19 protein-coding genes are annotated in these 21,933 nt (G+C 65.9%); 16 read left to right on the forward strand and 3 right to left on the reverse strand.

Annotated elements, in window-relative coordinates:
* Positions 1-164: 164 nt before the first annotated feature.
* The 4 genes from RVY76_RS18010 to RVY76_RS18025 all read left to right on the forward strand — a co-directional run bounded on the left by RVY76_RS18010 (position 165) and on the right by RVY76_RS18025 (position 6,657).
* Positions 165-2,045, forward strand: coding sequence for a glucose/sorbosone family PQQ-dependent dehydrogenase (locus RVY76_RS18010; protein WP_317377644.1), 1,881 nt, complete (start codon positions 165-167; stop codon positions 2,043-2,045).
* A 661-nt stretch (positions 2,046-2,706) separates the two neighbouring features.
* Positions 2,707-3,099 carry a response regulator gene (locus RVY76_RS18015; RefSeq protein WP_317377646.1) on the forward strand — a complete coding sequence of 131 codons (393 nt, stop codon included), beginning with the start codon at positions 2,707-2,709 and terminating at the stop codon, positions 3,097-3,099.
* A gap of 198 nt (positions 3,100-3,297) precedes the next feature.
* A complete protein-coding gene (locus RVY76_RS18020; protein WP_317377648.1) occupies positions 3,298-5,730 on the forward strand; it encodes an ATP-binding protein in 2,433 nt (810 codons plus the stop codon).
* A gap of 207 nt (positions 5,731-5,937) precedes the next feature.
* Positions 5,938-6,657 (forward strand): hypothetical protein, encoded by a 720-nt coding sequence (locus tag RVY76_RS18025; protein WP_317377649.1) that lies wholly within the window; start codon positions 5,938-5,940, stop codon positions 6,655-6,657.
* Between the two features lie 52 nt (positions 6,658-6,709).
* Here the strand turns inward: RVY76_RS18025 and RVY76_RS18030 are convergent, their stop codons facing one another.
* Positions 6,710-7,051 carry an Hpt domain-containing protein gene (locus RVY76_RS18030; protein ID WP_317377651.1) on the reverse strand — a complete coding sequence of 114 codons (342 nt, stop codon included), beginning with the start codon at positions 7,049-7,051 and terminating at the stop codon, positions 6,710-6,712.
* Positions 7,052-7,208: 157 nt separating this feature from the next.
* On the opposite strand from RVY76_RS18030, the gene RVY76_RS18035 reads away from it, so the two are divergent.
* The 4 genes from RVY76_RS18035 (at position 7,209) to RVY76_RS18050 (ending at position 12,718) form a co-directional block, all read left to right on the forward strand.
* The gene (locus RVY76_RS18035) at positions 7,209-8,906 is read left to right on the forward strand and encodes a response regulator (protein WP_317377653.1); all 1,698 of its coding nucleotides are present in this window, start codon (positions 7,209-7,211) and stop codon (positions 8,904-8,906) included.
* Positions 8,903-10,162 carry a glycosyltransferase gene (locus RVY76_RS18040; RefSeq protein WP_317377655.1) on the forward strand — a complete coding sequence of 420 codons (1,260 nt, stop codon included), beginning with the start codon at positions 8,903-8,905 and terminating at the stop codon, positions 10,160-10,162. The genes RVY76_RS18035 and RVY76_RS18040 overlap by 4 nt, the downstream gene beginning before the upstream one ends.
* On the forward strand, positions 10,159-11,283 hold the full coding sequence (locus RVY76_RS18045) for a hypothetical protein (protein WP_317377657.1): 1,125 nt from the start codon (positions 10,159-10,161) through the stop codon (positions 11,281-11,283). The genes RVY76_RS18040 and RVY76_RS18045 overlap by 4 nt, the downstream gene beginning before the upstream one ends.
* Positions 11,284-11,467: 184 nt before the next feature.
* On the forward strand, positions 11,468-12,718 hold the full coding sequence (locus tag RVY76_RS18050) for a GAF domain-containing sensor histidine kinase (RefSeq protein ID WP_317377659.1): 1,251 nt from the start codon (positions 11,468-11,470) through the stop codon (positions 12,716-12,718).
* Between the two features lie 165 nt (positions 12,719-12,883).
* Here the strand turns inward: RVY76_RS18050 and RVY76_RS18055 are convergent, their stop codons facing one another.
* Complete coding sequence (locus tag RVY76_RS18055; protein ID WP_317377661.1) at positions 12,884-13,759, reverse strand: homocysteine S-methyltransferase family protein; 876 nt, start codon at positions 13,757-13,759, stop codon at positions 12,884-12,886.
* 342 nt (positions 13,760-14,101) lie between these two features.
* On the opposite strand from RVY76_RS18055, the gene RVY76_RS18060 reads away from it, so the two are divergent.
* The 5 genes from RVY76_RS18060 to RVY76_RS18080 all read left to right on the forward strand — a co-directional run bounded on the left by RVY76_RS18060 (position 14,102) and on the right by RVY76_RS18080 (position 18,756).
* Entirely contained in the window at positions 14,102-14,632 is a 531-nt protein-coding gene (locus RVY76_RS18060; protein ID WP_317377663.1) for a hemerythrin domain-containing protein, read from the forward strand.
* Positions 14,633-15,008: 376 nt separating this feature from the next.
* Positions 15,009-15,401 carry a tautomerase family protein gene (locus RVY76_RS18065; protein WP_317377665.1) on the forward strand — a complete coding sequence of 131 codons (393 nt, stop codon included), beginning with the start codon at positions 15,009-15,011 and terminating at the stop codon, positions 15,399-15,401.
* A 271-nt stretch (positions 15,402-15,672) separates the two neighbouring features.
* Positions 15,673-16,491, forward strand: a complete 819-nt coding sequence (locus RVY76_RS18070) for a putative selenate ABC transporter substrate-binding protein (RefSeq protein ID WP_317377842.1) — start codon at positions 15,673-15,675, stop codon at positions 16,489-16,491.
* Entirely contained in the window at positions 16,488-17,162 is a 675-nt protein-coding gene (locus RVY76_RS18075) for an ATP-binding cassette domain-containing protein (protein WP_410796058.1), read from the forward strand. Before RVY76_RS18070 ends, RVY76_RS18075 begins: the two co-directional genes overlap by 4 nt.
* Positions 17,152-18,756: an ABC transporter permease gene (locus tag RVY76_RS18080; RefSeq protein WP_317377669.1), complete on the forward strand. Its 1,605-nt coding sequence runs from the start codon at positions 17,152-17,154 to the stop codon at positions 18,754-18,756. The genes RVY76_RS18075 and RVY76_RS18080 overlap by 11 nt, the downstream gene beginning before the upstream one ends.
* A 72-nt stretch (positions 18,757-18,828) precedes the next feature.
* Here RVY76_RS18080 and rsgA read toward each other — a convergent pair whose 3' ends face one another.
* Positions 18,829-19,872 carry a ribosome small subunit-dependent GTPase A gene (gene rsgA / locus RVY76_RS18085; RefSeq protein ID WP_410796061.1) on the reverse strand — a complete coding sequence of 348 codons (1,044 nt, stop codon included), beginning with the start codon at positions 19,870-19,872 and terminating at the stop codon, positions 18,829-18,831.
* A 191-nt stretch (positions 19,873-20,063) separates the two neighbouring features.
* On the opposite strand from rsgA, the gene RVY76_RS18090 reads away from it, so the two are divergent.
* The 3 genes from RVY76_RS18090 to RVY76_RS18100 all read left to right on the forward strand — a co-directional run bounded on the left by RVY76_RS18090 (position 20,064) and on the right by RVY76_RS18100 (position 21,933).
* Positions 20,064-20,393: an arsenate reductase family protein gene (locus RVY76_RS18090; protein WP_317377673.1), complete on the forward strand. Its 330-nt coding sequence runs from the start codon at positions 20,064-20,066 to the stop codon at positions 20,391-20,393.
* A 162-nt stretch (positions 20,394-20,555) separates the two neighbouring features.
* The gene (locus RVY76_RS18095) at positions 20,556-21,101 is read left to right on the forward strand and encodes a YaeQ family protein (RefSeq protein WP_317377674.1); all 546 of its coding nucleotides are present in this window, start codon (positions 20,556-20,558) and stop codon (positions 21,099-21,101) included.
* 256 nt (positions 21,102-21,357) lie between these two features.
* On the forward strand, positions 21,358-21,933 hold the full coding sequence (locus RVY76_RS18100) for a DUF421 domain-containing protein (protein ID WP_317377676.1): 576 nt from the start codon (positions 21,358-21,360) through the stop codon (positions 21,931-21,933).

Genomic DNA, 21,933 nt, shown 5'->3' on the forward strand with positions numbered 1-21,933 from the left:
CGGTCCGCCGGAGCGTCAGGCGGCGGACGGGTCGCTCACGGATGGACACATCCATGTGAGAAATAGTGGAACTCCCCAAACGCGGTCCTGTTGCCCTTGAGTGGCGGCAGGAAGTCGGCCGACTTTTCCCTGGACCGCCCGCATTTCTGGGAGAGGGCAAGGTCATGGCAGTCAACTGCGTTACCAACGGACGTCGGAACAGGTTCCTGGCCACGGCGGCATCTGCCGCATTGGTGCTGAGCGCGGGCCTCGCCGGCGCGCAGGTGATCCCCGAAGAGATCGAGACCGGAGACGCCTCGCTCTTTTCGTCGCGCGTCCTGACGACGGGCCTCGACAACCCCTGGGCGATGCGCTGGGGGCCGGACGACATGATCTGGCTGACCGAACGCACCAGCGGCGAGGTCACGCGTGTCGATCCCGCGAACGGTGCGCAACAGGTCCTGCTGGCCCTGGACGACGTCTATACCGGGCCCCAGCATGAAGGTCTGCTGGGCCTCGCCCTGCATCCCGAACTGATGCAGGGGACCGGCAACGACTACGTCTATATCGGCTACACGGTGAATGACGGCACCGCCGAAGAGCCCGACCCGTCGGCGCAGATCGTGCGCTATACCTACGATGACGATCTGCAGCAGCTGGTCGAGCCGACGATCCTGATCGAGGGACTGCCGGCCTGGAACGACCACAATGCCGGGCGCGTGGTCTTCGGGCCGGACGGCAAGATCTACTATTCGATCGGCGAGCAGGGGGCCAATTTCGGGCGCAACCAGCGCCGGCCGAACCTCGCGCAGGTCCTGCCGACGGCGGAGGAGGTCGAGAACGAGAACTGGCGCACCTATTCCGGCAAGATCCTGCGCCTCGATCCCGACGGGTCGATCCCCGAGGACAACCCGGAAATCGACGGCGTGCGGAGCCACATCTACAGCTACGGCCACCGGAACCCGCAGGGCCTGTCCTTCGGGCCGGACGGACGGCTCTACGAGGCCGAGCACGGCCCCGCGTCCGACGACGAGCTCAACCTCATCCAGGCGGGCGGCAATTACGGCTGGCCGCGGGTGGCGGGAAACATCGACGACAAGGCGTATATCTATATCAACTGGAGCGAAGCGCCCGAGGATGTGAGCCTGAACGCGGACCCGGTGCCCGACAGCGTGCCGCAATTCCCCGAAAGCGAGTTCGAAGGCGACATGGTCGCCCCCCTCGCCACGTTCTGGACCGTGGAAGACGATTATCCGATCGGCGAGATCTGCGGCTATATCTGCGACCCCACCATCGCGCCATCGTCGCTGTTCTATTACGATGCGGGCGAGGACGGGATCGCCGAATGGGACAATTCCGTCCTGCTTCCGACCCTGAAGCACGGCACGCTCTACGTGCAGGAACTGTCGGAGGACGGAACCGCGGCCGAGGGCGATCCTGTCGCCTGGCTGTCCACCCAGAACAGGTATCGCGACGTGATCCTGGGGCCCGACAACCGCACGGTGTTCATCGCCACCGATGCGTTCGGGTCGGCCGCGCAGAAATTCGGCGAGGGGCTCAACACCTCCGTCCTGCACAATCCGGGCGCGATCCTGATGTTCACCTATGGCGAGGAGGGCGAGGGGCTCGGATTTGCCGACGGCCCCGAGACCGTCCAGGAGGCCCGCGCGGGCGACGGCGCATCCGCCGATGCGCCGCAGGAATGGGAAGACCCCGAAACCGGCAAGGCGGGCGAGGGCGAGGGCCCGGAGACCGCGGCCTCGGTCACCGAGGACTCGAACATCGACGATGTCGCGGCGCTTGGCGGACCGAAATACGCCGAGACCTGCGCCATGTGCCATGGCCCGTCGGGCAATGGCGGTGCCGGTGCCGTCCTGGCCGAGAACGAGAACCTCGCGGATGCCGGGTTCGTCGCCGATGTCCTCGTTCACGGCTATGGCTACATGCCCGCCTTCGGGGACCAGCTGGGCGACAACGACATCGCCGAGATCACGACCTATATCCGGAACAGCTGGGGCAACGATTTCGGCGTGCTCACGACGGAGCAGGTGAAGGACGCGCGGTAAGGCGGGGCGGGTGGCCCTGCGACACTGAGCGACCATGCACCGGCCCGGTGATCCGACGATCACCGGGCCGTCTCCGTGCGGCGCAGTGAGCCTCGTGGCGAGGTTCGAACTTGCCGGACGTTCAGTCGCCCATCCAATGTTTCAGCTTGGGACTGCGTGGTCGACGGAAGCGGATCGGTTCAGGGGCATGACCCGGAGGGCGGAGCGCCAGTTCCGCGTTTGTCATCCGGCGTTGGCTGCACAGGGCAAGGGCAGATCGCGGAGCGGAGATCATGGCGACGGTCCGCAATCGGGGGGGCAGAACCTCGACAGGTCCGCATCATGCGGCATTCTCATGGGAAAAGCGGGGGGCGACCATCTCTGGCGGCGTTTGCCATGGGGCTGCCGGGTTCGGGACGGCAAGGGCGCTGTTCGACCTGCAGTCTGCTTCTGTCCCTTTGCGGCCTGTTAACATTCGCCGGTGACACTCGGAACGGACGGTGTGCCGGATGTGATCACGGCCGTTCAGATGTCTTGCCGAGGCTTCGAAGCCGCTGGATCCGGGTTTTGTGAAAATGCATCAATGCAAGCGGAAAGGTTGCGAAATATAACAGAAATTCCACTTATGCTTGTGGGCGCCAAACGCCGCGGCTAGTCTGGATTTCCGTATCTAGGAATGAACATGAGACACGAACTCTGCCGGATCGCCTATGTCGAGGACGAGCCGGACATCCGTGAACTGACCGAGATGGCGCTCGACACGATCGGCGGGTTCGAGGTTGCGGTGTGGTCCAACGGTTCCGACGCGCTTGCGGAGATCGAGGCCTTCGATCCGGATCTCATACTTCTCGATGTGATGATGCCGGAGATGGACGGTCCCGAGATCCTGTCGCGGCTCCGGCAGATGGAAACGATGCGTGGCCGGCCCGTCGTGTTCATCACGGCGAAGTCCCAGCGCCACGAGGTCGCGGAATTCGTCGAGATGGGGGCCGCCGGCGTCATCACGAAGCCCTACGACCCGATGACGCTTTCGGACGAGGTGCGGGCGTTCTGGGATACGTCGAAGGCCGCCTGAAATTGCAGGCCAACACGGCACGATCCCGCGCCGACCTGCAGGGCAGAAAGCGTCGCGATCCCTTGCCGTCGGGGTCAGGTTTCGGTCATCCTACGTTTAAGTAGTTTAATCGACCGAAAGCGCTTCCTGACAAGGCCATTTACCAATTCTTGAGTAGTTCCCTCCAGCATCCGTCCATCCAGAGGCCGGGGGTGAGATATGCAGAACGTGATGCCAATGGTCGAGAATGCGGCCATCATTCTTCTGGCCACGATGCTGCTTTCCGATGTCAGGCACAGGTTCGAGGACTCGTTCGTTCTCAGAAGCACGATCCTCGGCGTGATGTTCACGATCGTCGGGACGGTCGTGATGAACAATTCCATCGAACTCGTCCCCGGTACGCGGACCGATCCGCGCCTTGCGGTGGTGACGCTTTCCGCGGCCTTCGGCGGACCGCTCAGTGCCGCGATAACCTCCGGCACGCTCGCCTTTCTGCGGTATTCCCTCGGAGGTGCCGGAATGCTGCCGGGAACGGTCTCGATCCTTGCGGTCGGTCTTGTCGGTGCGGTCCTGTGGGTCTGGTGGAAGGTGTATCTCGCCCGGAAGGCCGATCGACGTTACCTTCTGATACAGGCGCTGGCCGCAGGTGCGGTCGCGGCATTGATCGTCCCGTTCATCACCCCCGCGCCGGGGAGCGTCGTCGCGACGTCCATCCTCCTCTTCACGCCTGCCAATTTCGGGGTAGTCTGGATCATGGGGATCTTCTTTCTGCGCGACGAGCAGCGTCGCACGACCCTTGCCGCACATGCGGAGAAGGAGGCGCAGATCCGGGGGATCGCCAACAACGCGCCGTCGGTCCTGTGCCAGATCGTGCGGAGCAAGCTCGACAAGCCGGTCTTCACCTATGTCTCCGATGCGAGCGACCGTATCCTCGGCGTTTCCTCGCATACGATCCTCGCGGATCCCGATGCCTTTTTCGGTGGATTGACCCTGGCCGCGCGAAGCGCGTTTTCGGATGCGCTCGGGCAGTCGGCCAGCAATGGCGAGCCGGCCTTCATCGAGATGGAATACAGATTGCCAAATGGCGAGCGCCTCTGGCTCGCCATGGCGGCGGATCTGCGGCTCAATGGCGATAACGACTTTCTGTGGGACGGGACGATCACCGACATCACGCGGCAGAAGGCGGCGGAACATGCCAGGGACGAGTTCATCTCGGTCGTCAGCCACGAATTGCGGACGCCGCTCACCTCGATCCGCGGATCGCTCGGCCTGCTGATCAACGGGTTGGGAGGAGAGCTGCCGGAGAAGGCCGGTCGGATGCTCAGCATCGCGGACCGCAATTCCGAGAGGCTCGTGCTGCTCATCAACGACCTGCTCGACATGCAGAAGTTCCAGTCGGGCGAGATGCGGCTGGAGCTCGACCGCGAGGCGCTGCGCCCGATGCTCGAGAATGCGCTCGATACCGGGCGGAATTACGCACCGGAAAAGAAGGTGCGGTTCATCCTTCTCGACGAGGCGCCGGGTGCAATCGTGCATGTCGATGCGAACCGGTTCCACCAGGCGATCATGAACCTCGTCTCCAACGCGATGAAGTTCACCCCCGCCGAGAGCACGGTGACATTGTCCGCAACCCTGCGGCGGGGCGGCGTGCGTATTTCGGTGGCCGACGAGGGGCCGGGGATTCCCGAAGAGTTCCGCAACCGCATCTTCCAGCAATTCCAGCAGGCCAATTCGTCGAGCACGCGCGGCGTGGGCGGCACGGGCCTCGGGCTCAACATCGCGCGTGCCATCGCCGAGGGTATGGCGGGGGCGATCTCGTTCGAGAGCGAAGCCGGCCGGGGGTCGACCTTCTACATCGACCTGCCGCTGGCCGGGGTCGCGGCTGAATCCGGCGGGGCGACCCGCCGCGCCCTGATCTGCGCCACCGATGCGGCGGTGGCCGTTCCCGCCCGCCGGTCGCTGGACGTGCTGGGGATCGCGAGCGATGTCGCACCGGACGGCATGTCCGCCGGAACCCTGCTGCGCGACCGCGATTACGCCGCGATCGTCATCGACGCGGCGATCGCATTGCGCGACGTGGAGGAGCTGTCGAAGCTGTCGGACTGCCTCGAAGGGCTTCCGGTCATCGTCGTGAACGAGGAGATCTCCACCGATATCCGCGATATCGTGGGCAAGTTGCCGGGTCTTCTGGAATGGGTGGAGCGGCCGCTCGACTTCGCGCGTCTCCGCTCGGCGATGGGCTTCGCCACGAACGAGAGTGCGGATGGACGCGCGCGCGTTCTCTATATCGAGGACGACCTGTCGCTTCAGGAGATCATCGCGCAGAGCATCGGCGAATGCGCCACCACCACCTTTGCCGCGACCGTCGAGGAGGCGCGCTGGCGGCTGGAGGCGGATCGCTACGACCTGGTCATTCTGGATCAGGAATTGCCGGACGGATCGGGCCTCGATCTCATCGACGAGATTCCGTCGGAGACGCCGATCGTGCTTTATTCGGCATTCGATCTCACGCCGGCGGCAACCGACCGGGTGCGGGCGGCGATGACCAAATCGGTCGCGTCAGAGGCCGAGGTCAGGAAGGCCGTGCTCAGCGCGCTCGACCGGGCGAGCCCGGAGCCTGCATCCGGCGAAAGGTCGCACTGGGTCGCGTGATCCGCATGGCCGATGCGGGGTGGGACGACGGATGCCGGGCTTTCCGGGTGGCGCGCCCGGTTCGGTGATGCCCCAAGCCGGACGGCCGCGCGAATTCTGCGCGACGGCTTTCGTTGACGGGAGATCCTTGGGCAATTGCAGGCGTTTAACTTCCGGTAAGCAAAGAGGCTCTAGCGTCGTTCCGTGGACAGAACAGAGGACGCTCAGATGAAATCTTTCCTGCCGACCTGGAACCTCGGCCTTGCGATCGGAAACCGGAAGGATGTGGGGCCGGATGCGTTAGAGTCGATCGACGGCGCCCCGGCCTCGGCTGCGGGGCACGATCGGGATGACAAGCCGGGTCGCGCCCTGGGGCATGACCGAGAGGACAAGAACGGACGTGCCCTGGGGCATCGCGACGATGCCGAGGATGCGGATGGATGCGATGCACCGCCTTCGGTCACCGATCCGGATGACGGGGCGGGCGAGGCCTGCGACGCGAGCAACATCCTCTTCGTGGGGACCGAGCTCGACGAGGCGATCAGCGGACGGTGCGGGAACGACGAGCTTTACGGCGCGTCGGGCGAGGATGTCCTCTTCGGCGGGGGCGGCAACGATTACCTGTCGGGCAACCAGGGCGACGACACCCTGATCGGCGGTTCGGGTGCCGATACCTTTTCCTTCGACGGGGATTTCGACCGCGATACCGTCCTCGACTTCTCCCTCGCCGATGGAGACCGGATCGACTTCATCCTCTACGAGGAGGATCGCGTCGACTGGTCGCCGGAGATGCTTGCCGAACTCTTCGTGCAGGCGGGCGACGACGCGGTTCTCGAACTGCCCGGCTCGGACGAAGTCGTCGTCCTGGCGAATGTCGATGCCTCGCTCGTTTCGGCCGAAATCATCACGGTGACGAACCTCTACGAGGGCGCGGACCTCTTCGCCTGAGCATGAGACCGAGAGACCGGGGCCAGCCGCCCCGGTCTCTCGCGGACCCGCCTCAGGCGAAGCGCTTGTAGAGCGTCGAATGCTCGGGAGCGATCCCCGCGATCCGATCGCGCAGCATGGCATGCCGGGCGCGGATCTCAGTCAGGTCCGCCTCTGTCCGGGGGCGTCCCTGCGCGGCGCGGAGGATCTCCTCCATCTGGCGGCAGAGCTCGCTGATCTCGGTGAAGCCGATCGAGCCGCTGCTGCCCTTGAGCTTGTGGACCCGCCCGACGAGGTCCGACCCGGTGCCCGACGGATCACGGGCGAGATCGGCCATGGCCGCGTCGATTTCCGCAGCCTCGACCCGAAGCGTGGCGCAATGACGGGTCACGAGATCGAGTATCTTGTCGCGCATCCTGGATCTCCGGAGATTGCCTGCGGGGCCAGACTACAGTCGGGACGGCAATCAGGGGTTAACGGGCGCGGGCATTCGGTCCGGAACCGCGGAAACCGATTGTTAACCAAGCCTCGGCATTCAGTGGGGAAAAGAACGACCGGAAATACAAGATATCATGGATGCGACGATAGACCCCGAACTGGCCTCGAAGCGGGTCCTGCTCGTCGAGGACAGCTCGGTCACGAAGGACCTGGTCGAGCTGGTCCTTTCGGCAGCCGGTCATACGATCATGAGCGTGGAGACGGGGCAGGCGGCGCTCGAGGCGCTGCGATCCGATAGGTTCGACGTCGTCCTGACGGATTTCCACCTGCCGGATTTCACCGGCCTCGAGGTCGTCCGCCGGTACCTCGCCGAACGGGGTGACCGCGACCGTCCGCTCTTCGTCGCGATCACGGGCGACACGAGGGGCCTTCTGAGCGATCCCGAGAATTGCGAGATCTTCGACCGGGTCGTGCCGAAACCGCTCGACGTGGATCTGGTCTGCGATCTCGTCACCGAACCCGTCCGGCCCGCCATCCCCGCGGCAAGGTCGCGGACCGTTCGGCAGTCGAGCCCCGCCGACGATCTGGGCCTCGCCGTCCTGGAATGGCCGCCGGGCCCCGGTCCCGCCCCGACACCGGGATTGCCGGGGATCGACGCGATCCTCGTCCGTGCGAGCCGCGATCTGCAGATGCTCTGGTCGATCCGTGGCGCGAATGTCCTGCCGGTCCTGGACGAGACGGGTGAGCTGGGACCGTCGGCCGATGTCGACGTGTCGACGCTCACGCTCAATCGCACGGACGAGGTGCGGCGGATCGTCGAGCGGTTCCACGAGCGGCGCGCGGACCTGCATCCGGATCTGATCCGTTCGGAAGATCCGCGCGACAGGCTGCTGGCCCGGATCGAGATTTCGGGCGGCACGTTGTCGGCGCGGCTGTCGCACCGGCATGACGGCCTCGTCGCCTGGAACACGATCTGCGATCCGGCCGAGATTCCGGCCCTGCTGTCGAGGGCCGAGAAGGAGGCGCTGGTCCAGACGACATTCTTCGAGCGTATCCACAGCTGCCCGTCCTGCCAGTCGGCGCGCCTCGTCGTGCGCGAGGAATGTCCCGACTGCGCGTCGTCGCGCCTGGTCGACGAAAGCTATCTCCATCATTTCCGCTGTGCGACGCAGGCCCCCGAACGGGATTTCGTGCAGGGCGACGACCTCGTCTGCCCCAAATGCCATCGCGCGCTGCGCCATTTCGGACGCGATTACGACAGGCCGGGCATCATGACGCGCTGCGAAAGCTGCGATGCCACCACGATCGAGCCGCAGGTGGCGTTCGTCTGCAGCCGTTGCAGCACCCGGACCCCGGCCGAGGCGGTCCCGACGCACGACGTCTCGTCGGGCAGCCTCACGGAAACCGGGCGCGCCTATCTGCGGAGCGGATCGGCCTTCTTCGGTCCGGTGCAGAAGACGCTGCGGTTCGGGGATTTCCCGCTCGAACTCGTGATCGCGCTGAACCGTGCCGCGGCGGCCTATAACGAGGACCGGCGGCCGTTTACCCTGACCTCCATCCATTACGACGGCCTCGACGCGATCCGCCAGCAGCACGGCGCGCTGAGGGCCAGGGATTCGCGGAGGCTGTGGCTCGAGGCTCTCCAGCAGACGACGGACGACCGGATCGTCGTCGCCCGCGGGACCAACTCGGATTTCGTCCTGCTCGAGGGGCTGACGCCGGACGATGCCCGCGCGGTGATCGAGGCCGCGCGCATCGCGGCCGACAAGACCGTGCGCGACGAGCTTCACGTCAATCTCAGGTTCTTCGGCCCGGAGGACATCGCGCGATGATAGAGGCCTACGACTATATCAGGTCGCAGAGCTTCGACACGTTGCTGGTGCTTTTCTGGTTCGTCGCGGTCTTCGAGATCCCGCGCTATTTCCTGTTGTTCGCGCTGACGGCGTTCCTGCCCGCGCGCCGTCCCGCCCCGGGTCCGGATGCCCGGGAGCGGATGGTCAGCGCGGTCGTCGTCGGCCATTCCGAGGCCACCAAGGTCGAGAAATGCGTCCGCGCGCTCCATGAACAGAGCCGCCGGCCCGATGAGATCGTGGTGCTGAGCGACGGCTCGACCGACGGGATGGCCAAGCGCGTGGGCGCATTGTCGCGTGCGGGGCTGATCGACGCGGCCCACGCGACCGAATTGCGGTCCGGAAAGGCCGCGGGCCTCAACCTCGGTGCGCGTATCGCGAAGGGCGAGATCATCGTCTTCGTCGATTGCGACTGCACGTTCGACCGGCATGCCGTCCGGAACATCCTGCGTCACTTCGAGGATCCGGGCGTCGGTGCCGTGGCGGGGTCCGTTCTTGTCCGCAACGGCACGGCGAGCCTCCTGACCGCATTCCAGGCGATCGAGTATCTCATCACGATCTCGCTCGGAAAGCAGGCGATGGACCGGCTGGGCCTCGTCTCGTGCATTTCGGGCGCGTTCGGTGCCTATCGCCGGACGGCCTACGAGCAGACCGGCGGTTACGATGCCGAAGGGGGAGAGGATCTCGACCTGACGCTGAGCATCCGCTCGGCCGGATGGTCCGTCCGCTTTGCCGAGGACGCGGTCTGCTATACCGACGTGCCGGTATCGCGCGCGGCCCTCGTGCGCCAGCGCGGGCGGTGGGAGCGCGATTCGATCAGGCTGCGCTATCGCAAGCACGGCCATCTGATGAACCCGTTCTCCCTCCGGTTCTCGTGGGGGGAATGGCTCCACGAAGTCGAGTTCCTCGTCTTCAACGTGCTCGCGGCCGCGGCGCTGCCGTTCTACGTGGCCTGGCTGTTCGCCACATACGGAAGCTTCGCGTTCTCGATCCTCGTGGGCGCGCAGCTTCTCCTGATCGCGATGGATCTCCTCGTCTTCCTCATGGCCGCATCGGTCACGCCCCTCGTCCGTCCCGGACCGCTGCTTCCCTACGTGCCGGGGTTCAGCCTCTATTACGGGCTTTTCATGCGGTGGGTCCGGCTCGGGGCCTATGCGCAGGAATGGATCTTCCGCGCGTCGAAGAACGACGAATTCGTCCCCCGCAAGGTCCAGCAGGCGAGAGCGCGAGAAACATGAAACGACTGAAGAAACGCACGCGGTCCGACACGCATGTCTCGGAGGCGCGCCGACCACGGCCGAGAAGCTGGGACCGAAACGTCTATCTCGCCCTGCTCGTCGTCTTTTTCGGAGCGCTTGGAAACTACGTCTTCGGCGACCGGCTTTTCCTGCGCGCGGATGGCCTCGTCTTGCAGAACCGGACGGTGATCGGGGCGACCGCGCTCGTGCAGATCACCGAGGTGGCGGTCCGGCCGGGTCAGGAGGTCGAGGACGGGCAGATCCTGCTGAAGGCCGAGTCCCTCGAAACCCTGAGCCGGCTGGCGGACCTGTCGATGCGCGACGCCGAACTCGCGGAACGGGAGGCGCGCCTGCAATCCCAGCTGACCGTCGCGCGCGAGCTCGAACCGCGGGCCGAGCGGAGGCTCTCCGAGTTGAGAGAGCGCAGCCGCACGCTCGAGGATCTCGAGACATCGCAGCTCGTCACGGCCGGACGGCGCGAGACACTGTCCGACACGTTGCATGACGCCGACATCCGCGCCGCCACGCTCACCGCGCAGATCGAAGGGCTGTCGGACGAGATCACGGCCCTCGCATCTCGCCGTCGGCAGGCCCGCGACGCGATGCAGGACCTGAGGACGCGCTATCAGGACGGCATTCACATGGCGGCGACCGCGGGAACGGTGGGCGACGTCGTCCCGGCCCCGGGCGAAGTGATGAATCCCGGCGATCCGATCCTGACGCTCTACTGGGGCGAGCCCTACGTGCTGGCTTATCTGCCATCCTCCTACCTCTTCGATCTGTCGGTCGGCGAACAGGTGACGGCAACCGTCGGCAACCTCACCCGGCACGGGCGGATCGACGCGATCCTGCCCATGTCGTCCGCCATTCCCGACGAGTTCCGGAACGCCTTCCGGCTGCGCGAGACCCGGCAGCTCGCCCGGATCACGCTCGCGCCCGGTCCCGACCTGCCGACGCGGGCCAGTGTCCGGATCACGAGGGACTGGAGGCTCAGCGACGTCCTGAGCCGCCTTGCCGCGCAACTCGACCCGAGAGGATACGTCCGGCTCGCCGCGATCGATCCGAAAGAGCCCTCGGCACCTGGCGACACTGACGACGAAGGTCGGCAGGCAGGTTGGTGATGCGGGGGATCGGTCAGCCGCCGCTTGGCGGGGCCCCGCTCGCCATGATCGCGGCCCTTTTCGGCATGGCTTTCGGGCGGATTACTCTGCCGCGCCGCGAAGGCGAATCCGACCGGAAGGGGGCACCAATACTGTTTGTTAGGCTTTTCCGACAAAAATGGTGCCGAAATAGGCAGAGACGCGCATGGAATTAAGAGAAACGTTTCCGATTCCCGTCAACGAGCGGCAACGGGTAGATGCCGTCGAGGCCCTCGACATCGCACAAGAGCATGACGAGCCTTTCTTCCAGTATATCGCGGATGCCGTGCGCGCGATCTACGACCTCCCGAGCGGACTGGTTTCCATCGTCACGGCAGACGAGCAGGTCTTTCCGGCCCATCCGGGCCTCGGGCTCGATCGAACGTCACGGACATTGTCGCTCTGCGCGCTCACCGTGGCCGACAATGCGCCGCTTCTGCTGCACGATACGCTTGCCGATCCGCGGGCGGCGACCCATCCGGTCGTGACGGGCTCCCTCAAGGTCAGGACGTATTTCGGGATGCCGATCACGTTGTCCTCGGGTTTCACCATCGGCAGTCTCTGCGCGCTCGGTCCAGAGCCGTCTTCTCCGCCTGCCGAAGCGCAACTCGCCCAGCATCGGCGTCTCCGCGATATGCTCGTCCGGTTCATCGAGCGTCCGCTGGAGCCCAGCCGGTCCAAGGCGGAAGCGGTCGCCGCGGCGGCCGAGACTGCCCAGGAGGAGTTTCTCCTTCTCGTCAGTCACGAACTGCGCACGCCGCTGAACGGGATCTACGGTCTCGCCCAGCTGCTCGAAATCGAGGACCCGTCCCAGCAGGAAGTCGCGGATGGCATCGTCCAGTCCGCCGATCTGCTCGCAGGGATCGTCGACAGCATCCTCAACTTCACCGAACTTCGCGGGGCGGTGCGGCTCGTCGAAGGGCAGGCGGATCTGGCCGTCATCCTGCGGGATGCCGAGCGGCGCATCGCCTCGGTGGCGGCCGCGCGCGGGAAACGATGCGACCTTTCGCGTCTGCCCGAGACCCTTCCGGTACGCTGCGATGCCACGCGTCTGGGGCTGGCCGTGTCCTGCCTGCTGACCAACTTCGTCATCCATGGCGGAGAGAGCGCGACGGTCGGGGTCGAGCCGGGGGAGGACGGTGCCGTCGAGATCACGATCGCGGATGACGGGGCAGGCATAGACGCCTCCCGTCGTGACCGGGTTCTCGAGGTCTTCGGCACCGGCAGGCCGGTACGGACGCGTTTCGAAGACGGACTCGGGTTGGGATTGCCGCTGGCGAGCCGCATCTTCGAGCTGCACGGAGGTGCGCTCTGGCTTCCCGAGGGGCCGAGACGCGGATTCTCGGTGCGGATCAGCATGCCCGCCTGGCGTTTCGAAACCGCTGAACCGGTGAGCGTCTCCGTCGGAGCATCGTGAAAGCCCGCCTTGCAGGAGGTCGCCGTGGCCTCGAAGACAGGGCCGAGGCGAATGACGCGTTCGCGGGTTGGGGGTCAGCTATCGTCCGACATCCCGGGCATACATTGCAGAGCCGGGTGTCGCGCCGTGCCTGTCGAGGCCATGCGAGACGGTGGCCCGTGGGCGTCAGGGTGCCTTGAGGCGTCTGGCGAGTTCGGCGATGTGGTCGGGACCGACCTCGCAGCAGCCGCCGATCACGGTCGCGCCGGCGGCGGCCCATGCCTCGGCGGCCTTGGCATAGGCTGCCGGACCCAGATCGGTGCGGCTCTGCAACAGATCGACGGTCGCGCCGATATGGTCGAACGCGTCCGCGATGCCGGTAAAGCCGTTCGCATAGGCGCCGAAGGGGCCCGGCATCTCGCTCAGGATCGACAGGCCGGCGGTGATGGCCTCGGGCCGTGAACAGTTCAGTAGGACGCAGGCGGGCCGGAATTCGTCGATCAGCGCCGCGACGCTGGCGAGAGGCTCCCCCGAGCGGAGCCGGCCTCCGTCCAGATCGTCGACGCTGAAGGCGAGCCAGACCGGCTTTCCGGTGACCCCCGCGCCCATCAGCGCGCCCCTGGCCTGATCCAGGGATGACATCGTTTCCAGCAGGTGGATGTCGACAAATGGGTCGTGCAACCGTGCCAGACGCGCATAGATCTCGGCCGCTTCGTCGGGCGGGGGCGCCTTGTCCGGCTGATAGGAGAACCCCAGCGGGCCGAGCGATCCGGCCACCAGCCCGCTTCCATGGGCATCCCGCGACCGGCAGGCGATTTCGCAGGCGCTCCGGCTCAGTTCTTCCAGCCGATCGCCGAGGCCATGCCGCTTGAGCCGGTCCGGAAGGACCGAATAGCTGTTCGTGGTCGCCACTTCGGCACCGGCGGCGAAGAAGTCGTCATGGACCGCCCGCACGAGGTCCGGGTCGTCGAGCAGGGCCTTGATCGACCACAACGATGTCGCCTGACCGACGCGTCGGACGAGCTCCTGCCCCATGCCTCCGTCGAGGATCGTGATGCCCATTCTTCGCTTCCCTGCACCGATTGCCACGCATACCCGTCGCGCGTGACTTCGAAGCGCACGCGGCGGAAGTCCAGTCTTCATCGGGCGAAATCGATCGGTGTCGCAGCGAAAATTTCGTGATCCAGCCGCGACACCGTGCACGGGGCCGATCGTATGGCAGCGGACCCCCTTCGACGAAGTGCGGGAAGGTCCGGGCGGTCCGACGCAGATGCAACCGGGATCTCGGGGTGCCCTCTCAGGCTTGAAGCGAGGGCCGCCAAGCCTAGTCTTCGTTCGCATATATTGGATGCTGCCTCCGATCCATTTTCGAATGCAGCCGTGTCAGGACGTCAGGAGGCACAGATGGACATCACTCAAATCATTCTGCAGGACCACGCCGAACAGCGTCGTCTCTTTGCCGCGATCAGCGAGATCGATCCGAGCGAGACAGAGGCGCTTGCGGCCATCTGGGGCCGTCTGAAGGCGTTGCTCGATTCCCACGCCGAAGCCGAGGAGCGGTTCTTCTATCCCGACCTCCTCGAAACCGGATCGGGTGCCGCGGACGCGGATGATGCCGAAGAGGAAACGCGCGACGCGATCCACGATCACAACGAGATCCGCGATACGGGCGAGGCCGTGCAGAAGCACGAGGTCGGATCGTCGGAGTGGTTCGCGGCGGTCCTCGAATGCGAGGTCGCCAACAGCGATCACATGGGTGAGGAGGAGCGTCAGGGCCTCGTGGATTTCCGCAAGCACAACTCGCTCGAAATACGCCACAAGCTGGGTGTCCAGTTCCTCGCGTTCCAGTGCGCCCATCTGACCGGCGTTCCCGTCAAGGACAAGGATGTGGACGGCTACATCGAGGATCCGTCGCAGACCTTGGGCAAGACCTGACCGGACTGCCCTCGACGTTAAGGAGCCGTTTGTCGCCGCGCCGTTTGGACCGAAGCGCTCGGGAATGGCGGCTTCGTCCCCCGAGCGCATTCCGGGTTTTCGGATGTCCTGAGCCCGGTTCGGGTCGGTCCGAGCCGGACGGGATTGCCATGTTCCAAGGAAGAGGCTTGCGGCCACACGGTCGCGCGTATTCCGGGGAGTGCTGGACGGGGCCGAACTTTTCCTCCGATGCCCGGAGCGTCGGCGGGCGGCGAAGCGATGGCGGTCTTTCCAAGCAGTCAGTCGAGACCTGACCCCTGTCGGGAAACCATTCCGACACACGGAAGGTTAGGCGTCGAATTGAAGTTTATTCCATATTGAAAAGGAGATTTCGGCAATGCCACTGGTACGCATCGACATGATCGAAGGACGCACGGACGAGGAGCTTCGGCACCTTCTGGACACCATCCAGAGCTGTGTGGTCGAAGCTTTCGGCGTCCCTGACACCGATCGCTATCAGATCGTGCACGAGCACAAGCCCAACCGCATGGTGTTCCTCGATACCGGGCTCGGCTTCACGCGCAGCGATCGAATGATCTCGATCCAGTTCTTCACCAGTCCAAGAACCCATGTCGAGAAGATCAAGGTCTACAAGCTTCTCTCCGACAATCTCGAAAAGGAATGCGGGCTCGATCCGAACGACCTTCTGATCTCGGTCTTCACCAATCGGGAGGAAGACTGGAGCTTTGCGCAAGGCGAGGCGCAGTACGTGACGGGGAGCCTGCCGTGAACGGCATTCCGGTCTAGGCGAGACACGTCCGGCTGCATCGTCGGGGCGGACAGCGCGAAGGGCATCCGACTGGCCATGAGCGATCGCGACGGATGGGTGCGGACGTCGCGTCGTCCCGATCCGGCTTGGCGCAACACATGGCTGGTCCTGAACTGCCGGGGCGTTTATTCGGTGCCGGACACGCAATCCGGCCCGGAAAGGGCCCCGACCATTCCGGAAAGACCCGATCGTGACCCGAAACCGCTTGCTCCTCTCTCTCGCGACCTTGCTGATGGCGTCCGCCGCCCACGCGCAGACGCTCTATTTCTCAGCCATTCCCGACGAGGACGAGACCGCGCTCGAGACGCGGTTCTCGGCCGTGGCGAAGTACCTTGCCGATGAGCTGGCGGTCGATGTCGCATTCGTCTCCGTCAAGAGTTATCCCGCCGCCGTCACAGCGTTCCGCAACGATCAGATCCAGCTCGCCTGGTTCGGCGGGTTGTCCGGCGTTCAGGCGCGCCTCGCGACACCGGGCGCGCGCGCCATCGCCCAAGGGGTGGAGGACGGCGCGTTCGTCACCTACTTCATCGCAAACACCGCGACCGGGATCGCGCCCGGTCCGGATTTTCCCGCCGATGCCCTCGCGGGCCGGACGTTCACCTTCGGCGCGCAGACTTCGACCTCGGGGCGGCTGATGCCCGAATTCTGGATCCGGGAGGAGACGGGGCAATCCCCCCGGGAGCTTTTCTCCCGCGTGGGCTTTTCCGGCGATCACAGCCAGACGCTCCGCCTCGTGGCGAGCGGTGCCTGGGATGTCGGCGCACTGAACTACGCGGTCTACGACAAGGCGGTGGAGGACGGCGCGCCCGAGATCGACACGACGACCGTGATCTGGCGCACGCCACCCTATCCCGACTACAACTGGACCATCCGCGGAGATCTGGACGAGCGGTTCGGCGAGGGGTTCTCCGAACGGCTGACCGACGCGATCCTCGAACTCGAGGACCCCGAGATCCTCGCCGCCTTTCCGCGCAGCGGCTTCGTCCCGGCCTCGAACGCGGATTACGCTCCGATCGAGGAGACCGCGCGCGCGCTCGACCTGATCGAGTGACGGACTTGACGCTCGTCTCCCTCGATGGCGAAACGCTCGGCTACGGGAGCCGCACCGTGCTCAGCCGGGTTTCGCTTTCGGTCGGGCGCGGCGAGCGGGTGGTCCTGCTGGGGCATAGCGGGGCGGGCAAGTCGACCCTGCTCGGGGCCGTTCACGACCGGCTGGTGGCGGATGGAAGACGGGTCGCGCTGGTGCCGCAGGACCACGCCCTGGTGCCGCAGCTGTCGGTTCGGCACAACGTGCTGATGGGGCGGCTCGACGACCGGTCGGCCGTCTACAACCTGACCTCGCTGGTCCATATCCGGGCGCGGGACCGTGCCGAGATCGACGGGATCCTCGACCGCGTGGGCCTCGGGCAGGAGGCATCGCGGGCGGTCGAGGGGCTGTCGGGCGGGCAGAAGCAGCGCACGGCGCTGGCTCGCGCGCTTTTCCGGGGCGGCGCGGCGATCGTCGCGGACGAACCCGTCTCGGCCGTGGACGAGACACAGGCCATGCGCCTTCTGTCGGAGCTCGAAACGGGGTTCGACGCGGTGATCCTCGCGCTTCATGACGTCGCCCAGGCCCGGGCGATCGCGACGCGTCTGATCGGCCTTCGGGGTGGACGGATCGCGTTCGACGCCCCGCCCGAGGAGGTGTCGGAGGCAGCGCTGGAACGGCTCTATGCTGCCTGAAACGCTGTCGCGCCGGTCGGTCGTCGCGATCTTCCTCGGCGCCGCCGTCATCTGCATGCCCTTCGCGGATCTCGCACCCGCCGGGCACGACCCCTGGGCCGTGCTCGAACGGATGCTGCGCGGCATGCTGGCACCGGATTTCGGGTCGGTGGACCGGATCGGCCGGGCGCTCTGGCTGACGCTGACCTTCGCGGTCGCCGGCGTGGCCGTGGGCGGTGCCGCGGGCTTCGCGCTCGCTCCGTTCTACGACTTGCGGCCCGTCCGCGCAGTCTGCATCGCCCTGCGCAGCGTTCACGAGCTTTTCTGGGCGCTTCTGCTGATGCAGGTGCTCGGCATCAGTGCCGCGACGGGTGTCCTGGCCATCGCGCTGCCCTATGCCGGGATCTTCGCGAAGGTCTTTTCCGAACAGATGAGCGAGGCGGATCGCGGCCCGCTCGCCGCTTTGCCCCCGGGCACGGACAGCCTGTCGCGCGCCTTCTATGCAAGGCTTCCGCTGATCCGGAGCCGGATGTGGACCTATACGACCTATCGCCTCGAATGCGGCCTGCGGTCGAGCGCGGTGCTGGGCTTCGTGGGGCTTCCCACGCTCGGCTTCCAGCTCGACGGATTCTTCAAGATCGGGGATTACGGCGCGGCGAGCGCGATCCTGCTCCTCTATATCCTCATGATCGCGACCCTGCGGCACTGGATGCGGTTGCGCCTCGCGCCTCTCTGGGTCGCGGCGGCGTTCGTCTCGGTCGCGATGGTCCGGAGCCCGCCCATGGGATCGGGGGCGCTCTGGCGGTTCCTGACCGAGGATATCGTGCCCGCGCCGCTGCGGCAGGGCGAGGGCTTGGCGGCGTTCTGGGACTGGCTGCAGCCGCTGCTGTGGGGGCAGGCGCTTCCGGGGCTGGCGGCGACGCTGGTCGTCGGGCAGATCGCCCTCGTCCTGACGGGGGCGATCGCCTTCGCCGTCGCGGCCCCGGTCATCCCGCGGGTTTCCGGACGGGTCGGGGCCGCGGTCACGCATCTCGGTCTGGTGGTCCTGCGGTCCTTGCCCGAATACATGCTCGCATACCTGTTCCTCCAGGTCTGCGGCCCGTCGATGCTGCCGGCGATCCTCGCGCTCGCGCTGCATAACGGCGCGATCATCGGCCATCTGACGGGGCGCGAGGGGCTGGCGCTTCTGCCGCAGCTTCGGCGCGACGCACCGCGCGGGGTGTCGTTGTGGGGTTACGAGCTTGCCCCGCGTCTTTTCGGGTCGTTCCTTGCGCTCTGTCTCTACCGCTGGGAGATCATCCTTCGGGAAACCGCCGTCATGGGGCTTCTGGGGGTCATGACGCTCGGCTTCTTCGTCGATGCGGCGGTGGCGGAGCTTCGAATGGACCGTGTTCTGGTCCTTCTCGTCGCCGTTGGCCTGTTGACGAGCGCGGTGGACGGCCTGTCGCGCGGCCTGCGCCGGCGGATCGGCAGATCGGCACTCAGGGCCGGCGCGGATGGCGCGGACCGCGCCCTGACGGCAGAGCCGTTCGATCTGCGTCTGTACCACGCGAAGGCCCCGGACACGCGACGACGGTCCCGGTCGGGTGAGGCGGACAATCGGTCAGGTCTGTAAGGCCGGGATCCGAGCGGGAATTCCACCGGCACGGCGCTTGTTCCCGGCCCCTCGAAGGTAGCGGGTCTCGGGTCAGCGCCGTCCGCGGCGGGTCTTGATCGTCTTGTTCCCGCGCGGCCCGGTCGGCTGCCTTGTGTTCGAGAGGTTTTCCTCGGACAGTTTGCGCCACCGGTCGAAGCGGGCCCGGTCGAGTGTTCCCGCGGCGATCGCGGCCTGAACCGCGCAGCCCGGCTCCACGGCGTGGGTGCAATCCCGGAACCGGCAATCATGCGCCAGTTCGACGATCTCCGCGAAGAGCACGTCGAGGCCGTAGGAGGCGTCGCTCACCTGCAATGTCCGCATGCCCGGCGTGTCGATCACCCATCCGCCACCGACCATCGAATGGAGCGAGCGCGCCGTCGTGGTGTGCTGTCCCTTGTCGTCGGAGGCGCGGACGGGGCCGGTCGGCTGCGCCTTTTCGGGGGCCTTGCGCGACAGCATGTTGAGGAGCGTCGATTTTCCCACACCGGACGATCCGACGAGGGCCACGGTCTGTCCCGGCCCGCACCAGGGGGCCAGAGCCTCCATCGCCTCCGGCGTCCTCGCGTTGACGGGGAGGACATCGAGGCCGAGTTGAAGCTCACGCGCGTGTTGCAGGTACGGGGCCGTGTCGGCGACCATGTCGATCTTCGTCAGGACGATCACGGGGACCGTCCCGGCTTCGTTTGCGAGGGCCAGGTAACGCTCCAGCCGTGCCGGATTGAAATCGTCGTTGCAGGAGGTGACGATGAAGACGGTATCCACGTTGGCGGCGATCAGCTGATCGGGCCGCTCCCCGTCCGTTCGCCGCTGCAGGAGGGAAATCCTTTCCAGCCGACGCACCAGACCCATCGTCCCGGTCTCCACCAGAACCCAGTCGCCGACGGCGAAAGCGGTCGTGCCGAGCCCGTCGGGCAGCGAGATCCTTTCGGTTCCCGATCCGGTCATCGCGGTCAGCCTGTTGCGATGGATCGTGGCGACGCGCATCTTCTCGAGCCCCGCATCGTCCGGCGCGAGCTGGTCTTCGAAATGCGGGGACCAGCCGAGGTTGGTCAGGTGTGCGGATCGGTCTGGCGAATGTGTCACGAGTGTCCGCATGATCCGGTTGCGGGATCTGCGCAAGCCTCTTGCTGGCCTCGGGTGCGATCTGAACGGGATTGCCGGTCGGAAGAGAGCTGCCATCCATGGCCGAGGTTCGACCAGGACGGATGGCCCGGCCATGAGAGCATGCGTTGTATACGCGGGCGCGATGGACGAGAGTGCGCCCGATCCATCGAGGAGATTTGGACATGGTGATCTACGGGCTGAGGACCTGCCCCGTTTGCCGGAAGGCCGTCGCGGCGTTGGAGTCGAAAGGCGTCGATGTGGTTTTTCGCGACATCCGGGCCGAGCCGCTGAGCGAGGCGGAACTGTCCGAGTTGATCGACGAGTTCGGGGACCGGCTCGTTGACCGGACGTCGAACGATTATCGTGCGCTGAACGATTGGCTGAAGCATTCGGAGGCGGAGGCGCAGATCTCGGCCCAGCCCAAGGTCATGACGCGCCCGGTCATTCGGGACGGCGATGCACTCTACCTGGGGTGGGACGACGAGGTGCGGAAAGCGCTGCTCGGGCGGTGAACCCGGCGGGCCAACGGCGGTGAGAGTGGGGGCAGGTGGATCGGTCCTGCCGACCGCGCCGCCCCGTATTCCGGGCGACCGGTGCCGCGGGGTTCCATGGCGGCTTTCCATGGATCACCCGACGGTGTAGGCAGCCCGATCCTTGGAGGTTCGGGACGGGTCATGGCGCAGAAGGCTACCATTCACAAGATTGAGCTCTCGGTCTCCGACATGGACCGCGACTACTACGAGACGCACAAGCTGACGGTCGCCAAGCATCCGTCGGAGACCGATGAGCGGTTGATGCTGCGCATCGTGGCCTTCGCCCTGAATGCCCACGAGCATCTGGAGATGACCAAGGGCCTCTCGACGGATGACGAGCCCGACATCTGGCAAAAGAGCCTGAGCGGCGAGATCGATGTGTGGGTGGCGCTCGGCCTTCCGGGCGAGAAGATCATCCGGCAATCGTGCAGCAAAGCGGGGAAGGTGATCGTCTATGCGTATGGGGGCAGGGTTGCCGGGACATGGTGGGACAAGGTCAGGAACGCCACCACCCGGTTCGACAATCTCGAGATCGTCCACGTCTCCGAAGCCGAGACGACCGCTCTGGCGGCACTTGCCGGGCGAGCGATGAAGCTGCAGGTCAACATCCAGGACGGGGATGTCATGGTCAGCGTCGACGAGAGCGTCGTCTACGTGACGCCGGAGATCTGGAAGGCCGCCGGATAGACCGTTTCCCCCGATGCGAGAGCGGGCCGGAGGCGGCGGGAGACCTCGGCACGCCACGTCCCGTCGTCTGGAGCCGCGTTGCGGGGATGGTCGGCGCGGCCGTCGGTGGGCTGCCCCGGTCGGTGCCGTGACTTCTTCGCTCCTCCGCTTCGCGGCTGCTTCCAGACAAACTGCCTCATGTTTGTCCCGGTCATGCGCGGTTAGCGTGCCGTTCACCGGTCGACAGACATCCTTGAAAGAGTTCCCCCCCCCCCCCATGAATGACCCGTCAATCCACCTCTGGTTCAACGACTGGAACCGTATCGGGTCCGTCGTCGTCGGCGCGCTCGTGTTCTTTGCCTTCGTCGTGCTGCTGACGCGACTGCTCGGCAAGCGGACCACGGCGCAGATGAACAATTTCGACTGGATCATCGCGGTCGCGATGGGAAGCCTGCTGTCGTCGGGCATCCTGCTGAAGGATGTCTCGATCGCGGATGCGCTCGTGGCGATGGCGGTGCTCGGGATGTGCCAGTGGCTCACGACGTGGCTCGTGATCAGGGTGCCGAAGCTCGCCTGGGTCGTGAAGCCGGTCCCGCGTCTGCTGGTCCATGACGGCGAACTGGTCGAGGACGCGTTGCGCGTCGAGCGTATCTCGAAGGACGAGCTGTTCGCCCGTCTGCGTGCGCATGGCTACACGCACCTTGCCGAGGTCCAGTGGGTCATTCTCGAAACGGACGGGACGATGACGGTCATTCCGGACATGGACCCGGAGATGCCGCTTCGCGATGCGGAGTTGATGCAGAACATCAGCGTCGCGGACCACCTCAAGACGATCAGACCGGACGCGCGGTAG

This window comes from Palleronia sp. LCG004, from assembly GCF_032931615.1.
Classification (GTDB): domain Bacteria; phylum Pseudomonadota; class Alphaproteobacteria; order Rhodobacterales; family Rhodobacteraceae; genus Palleronia.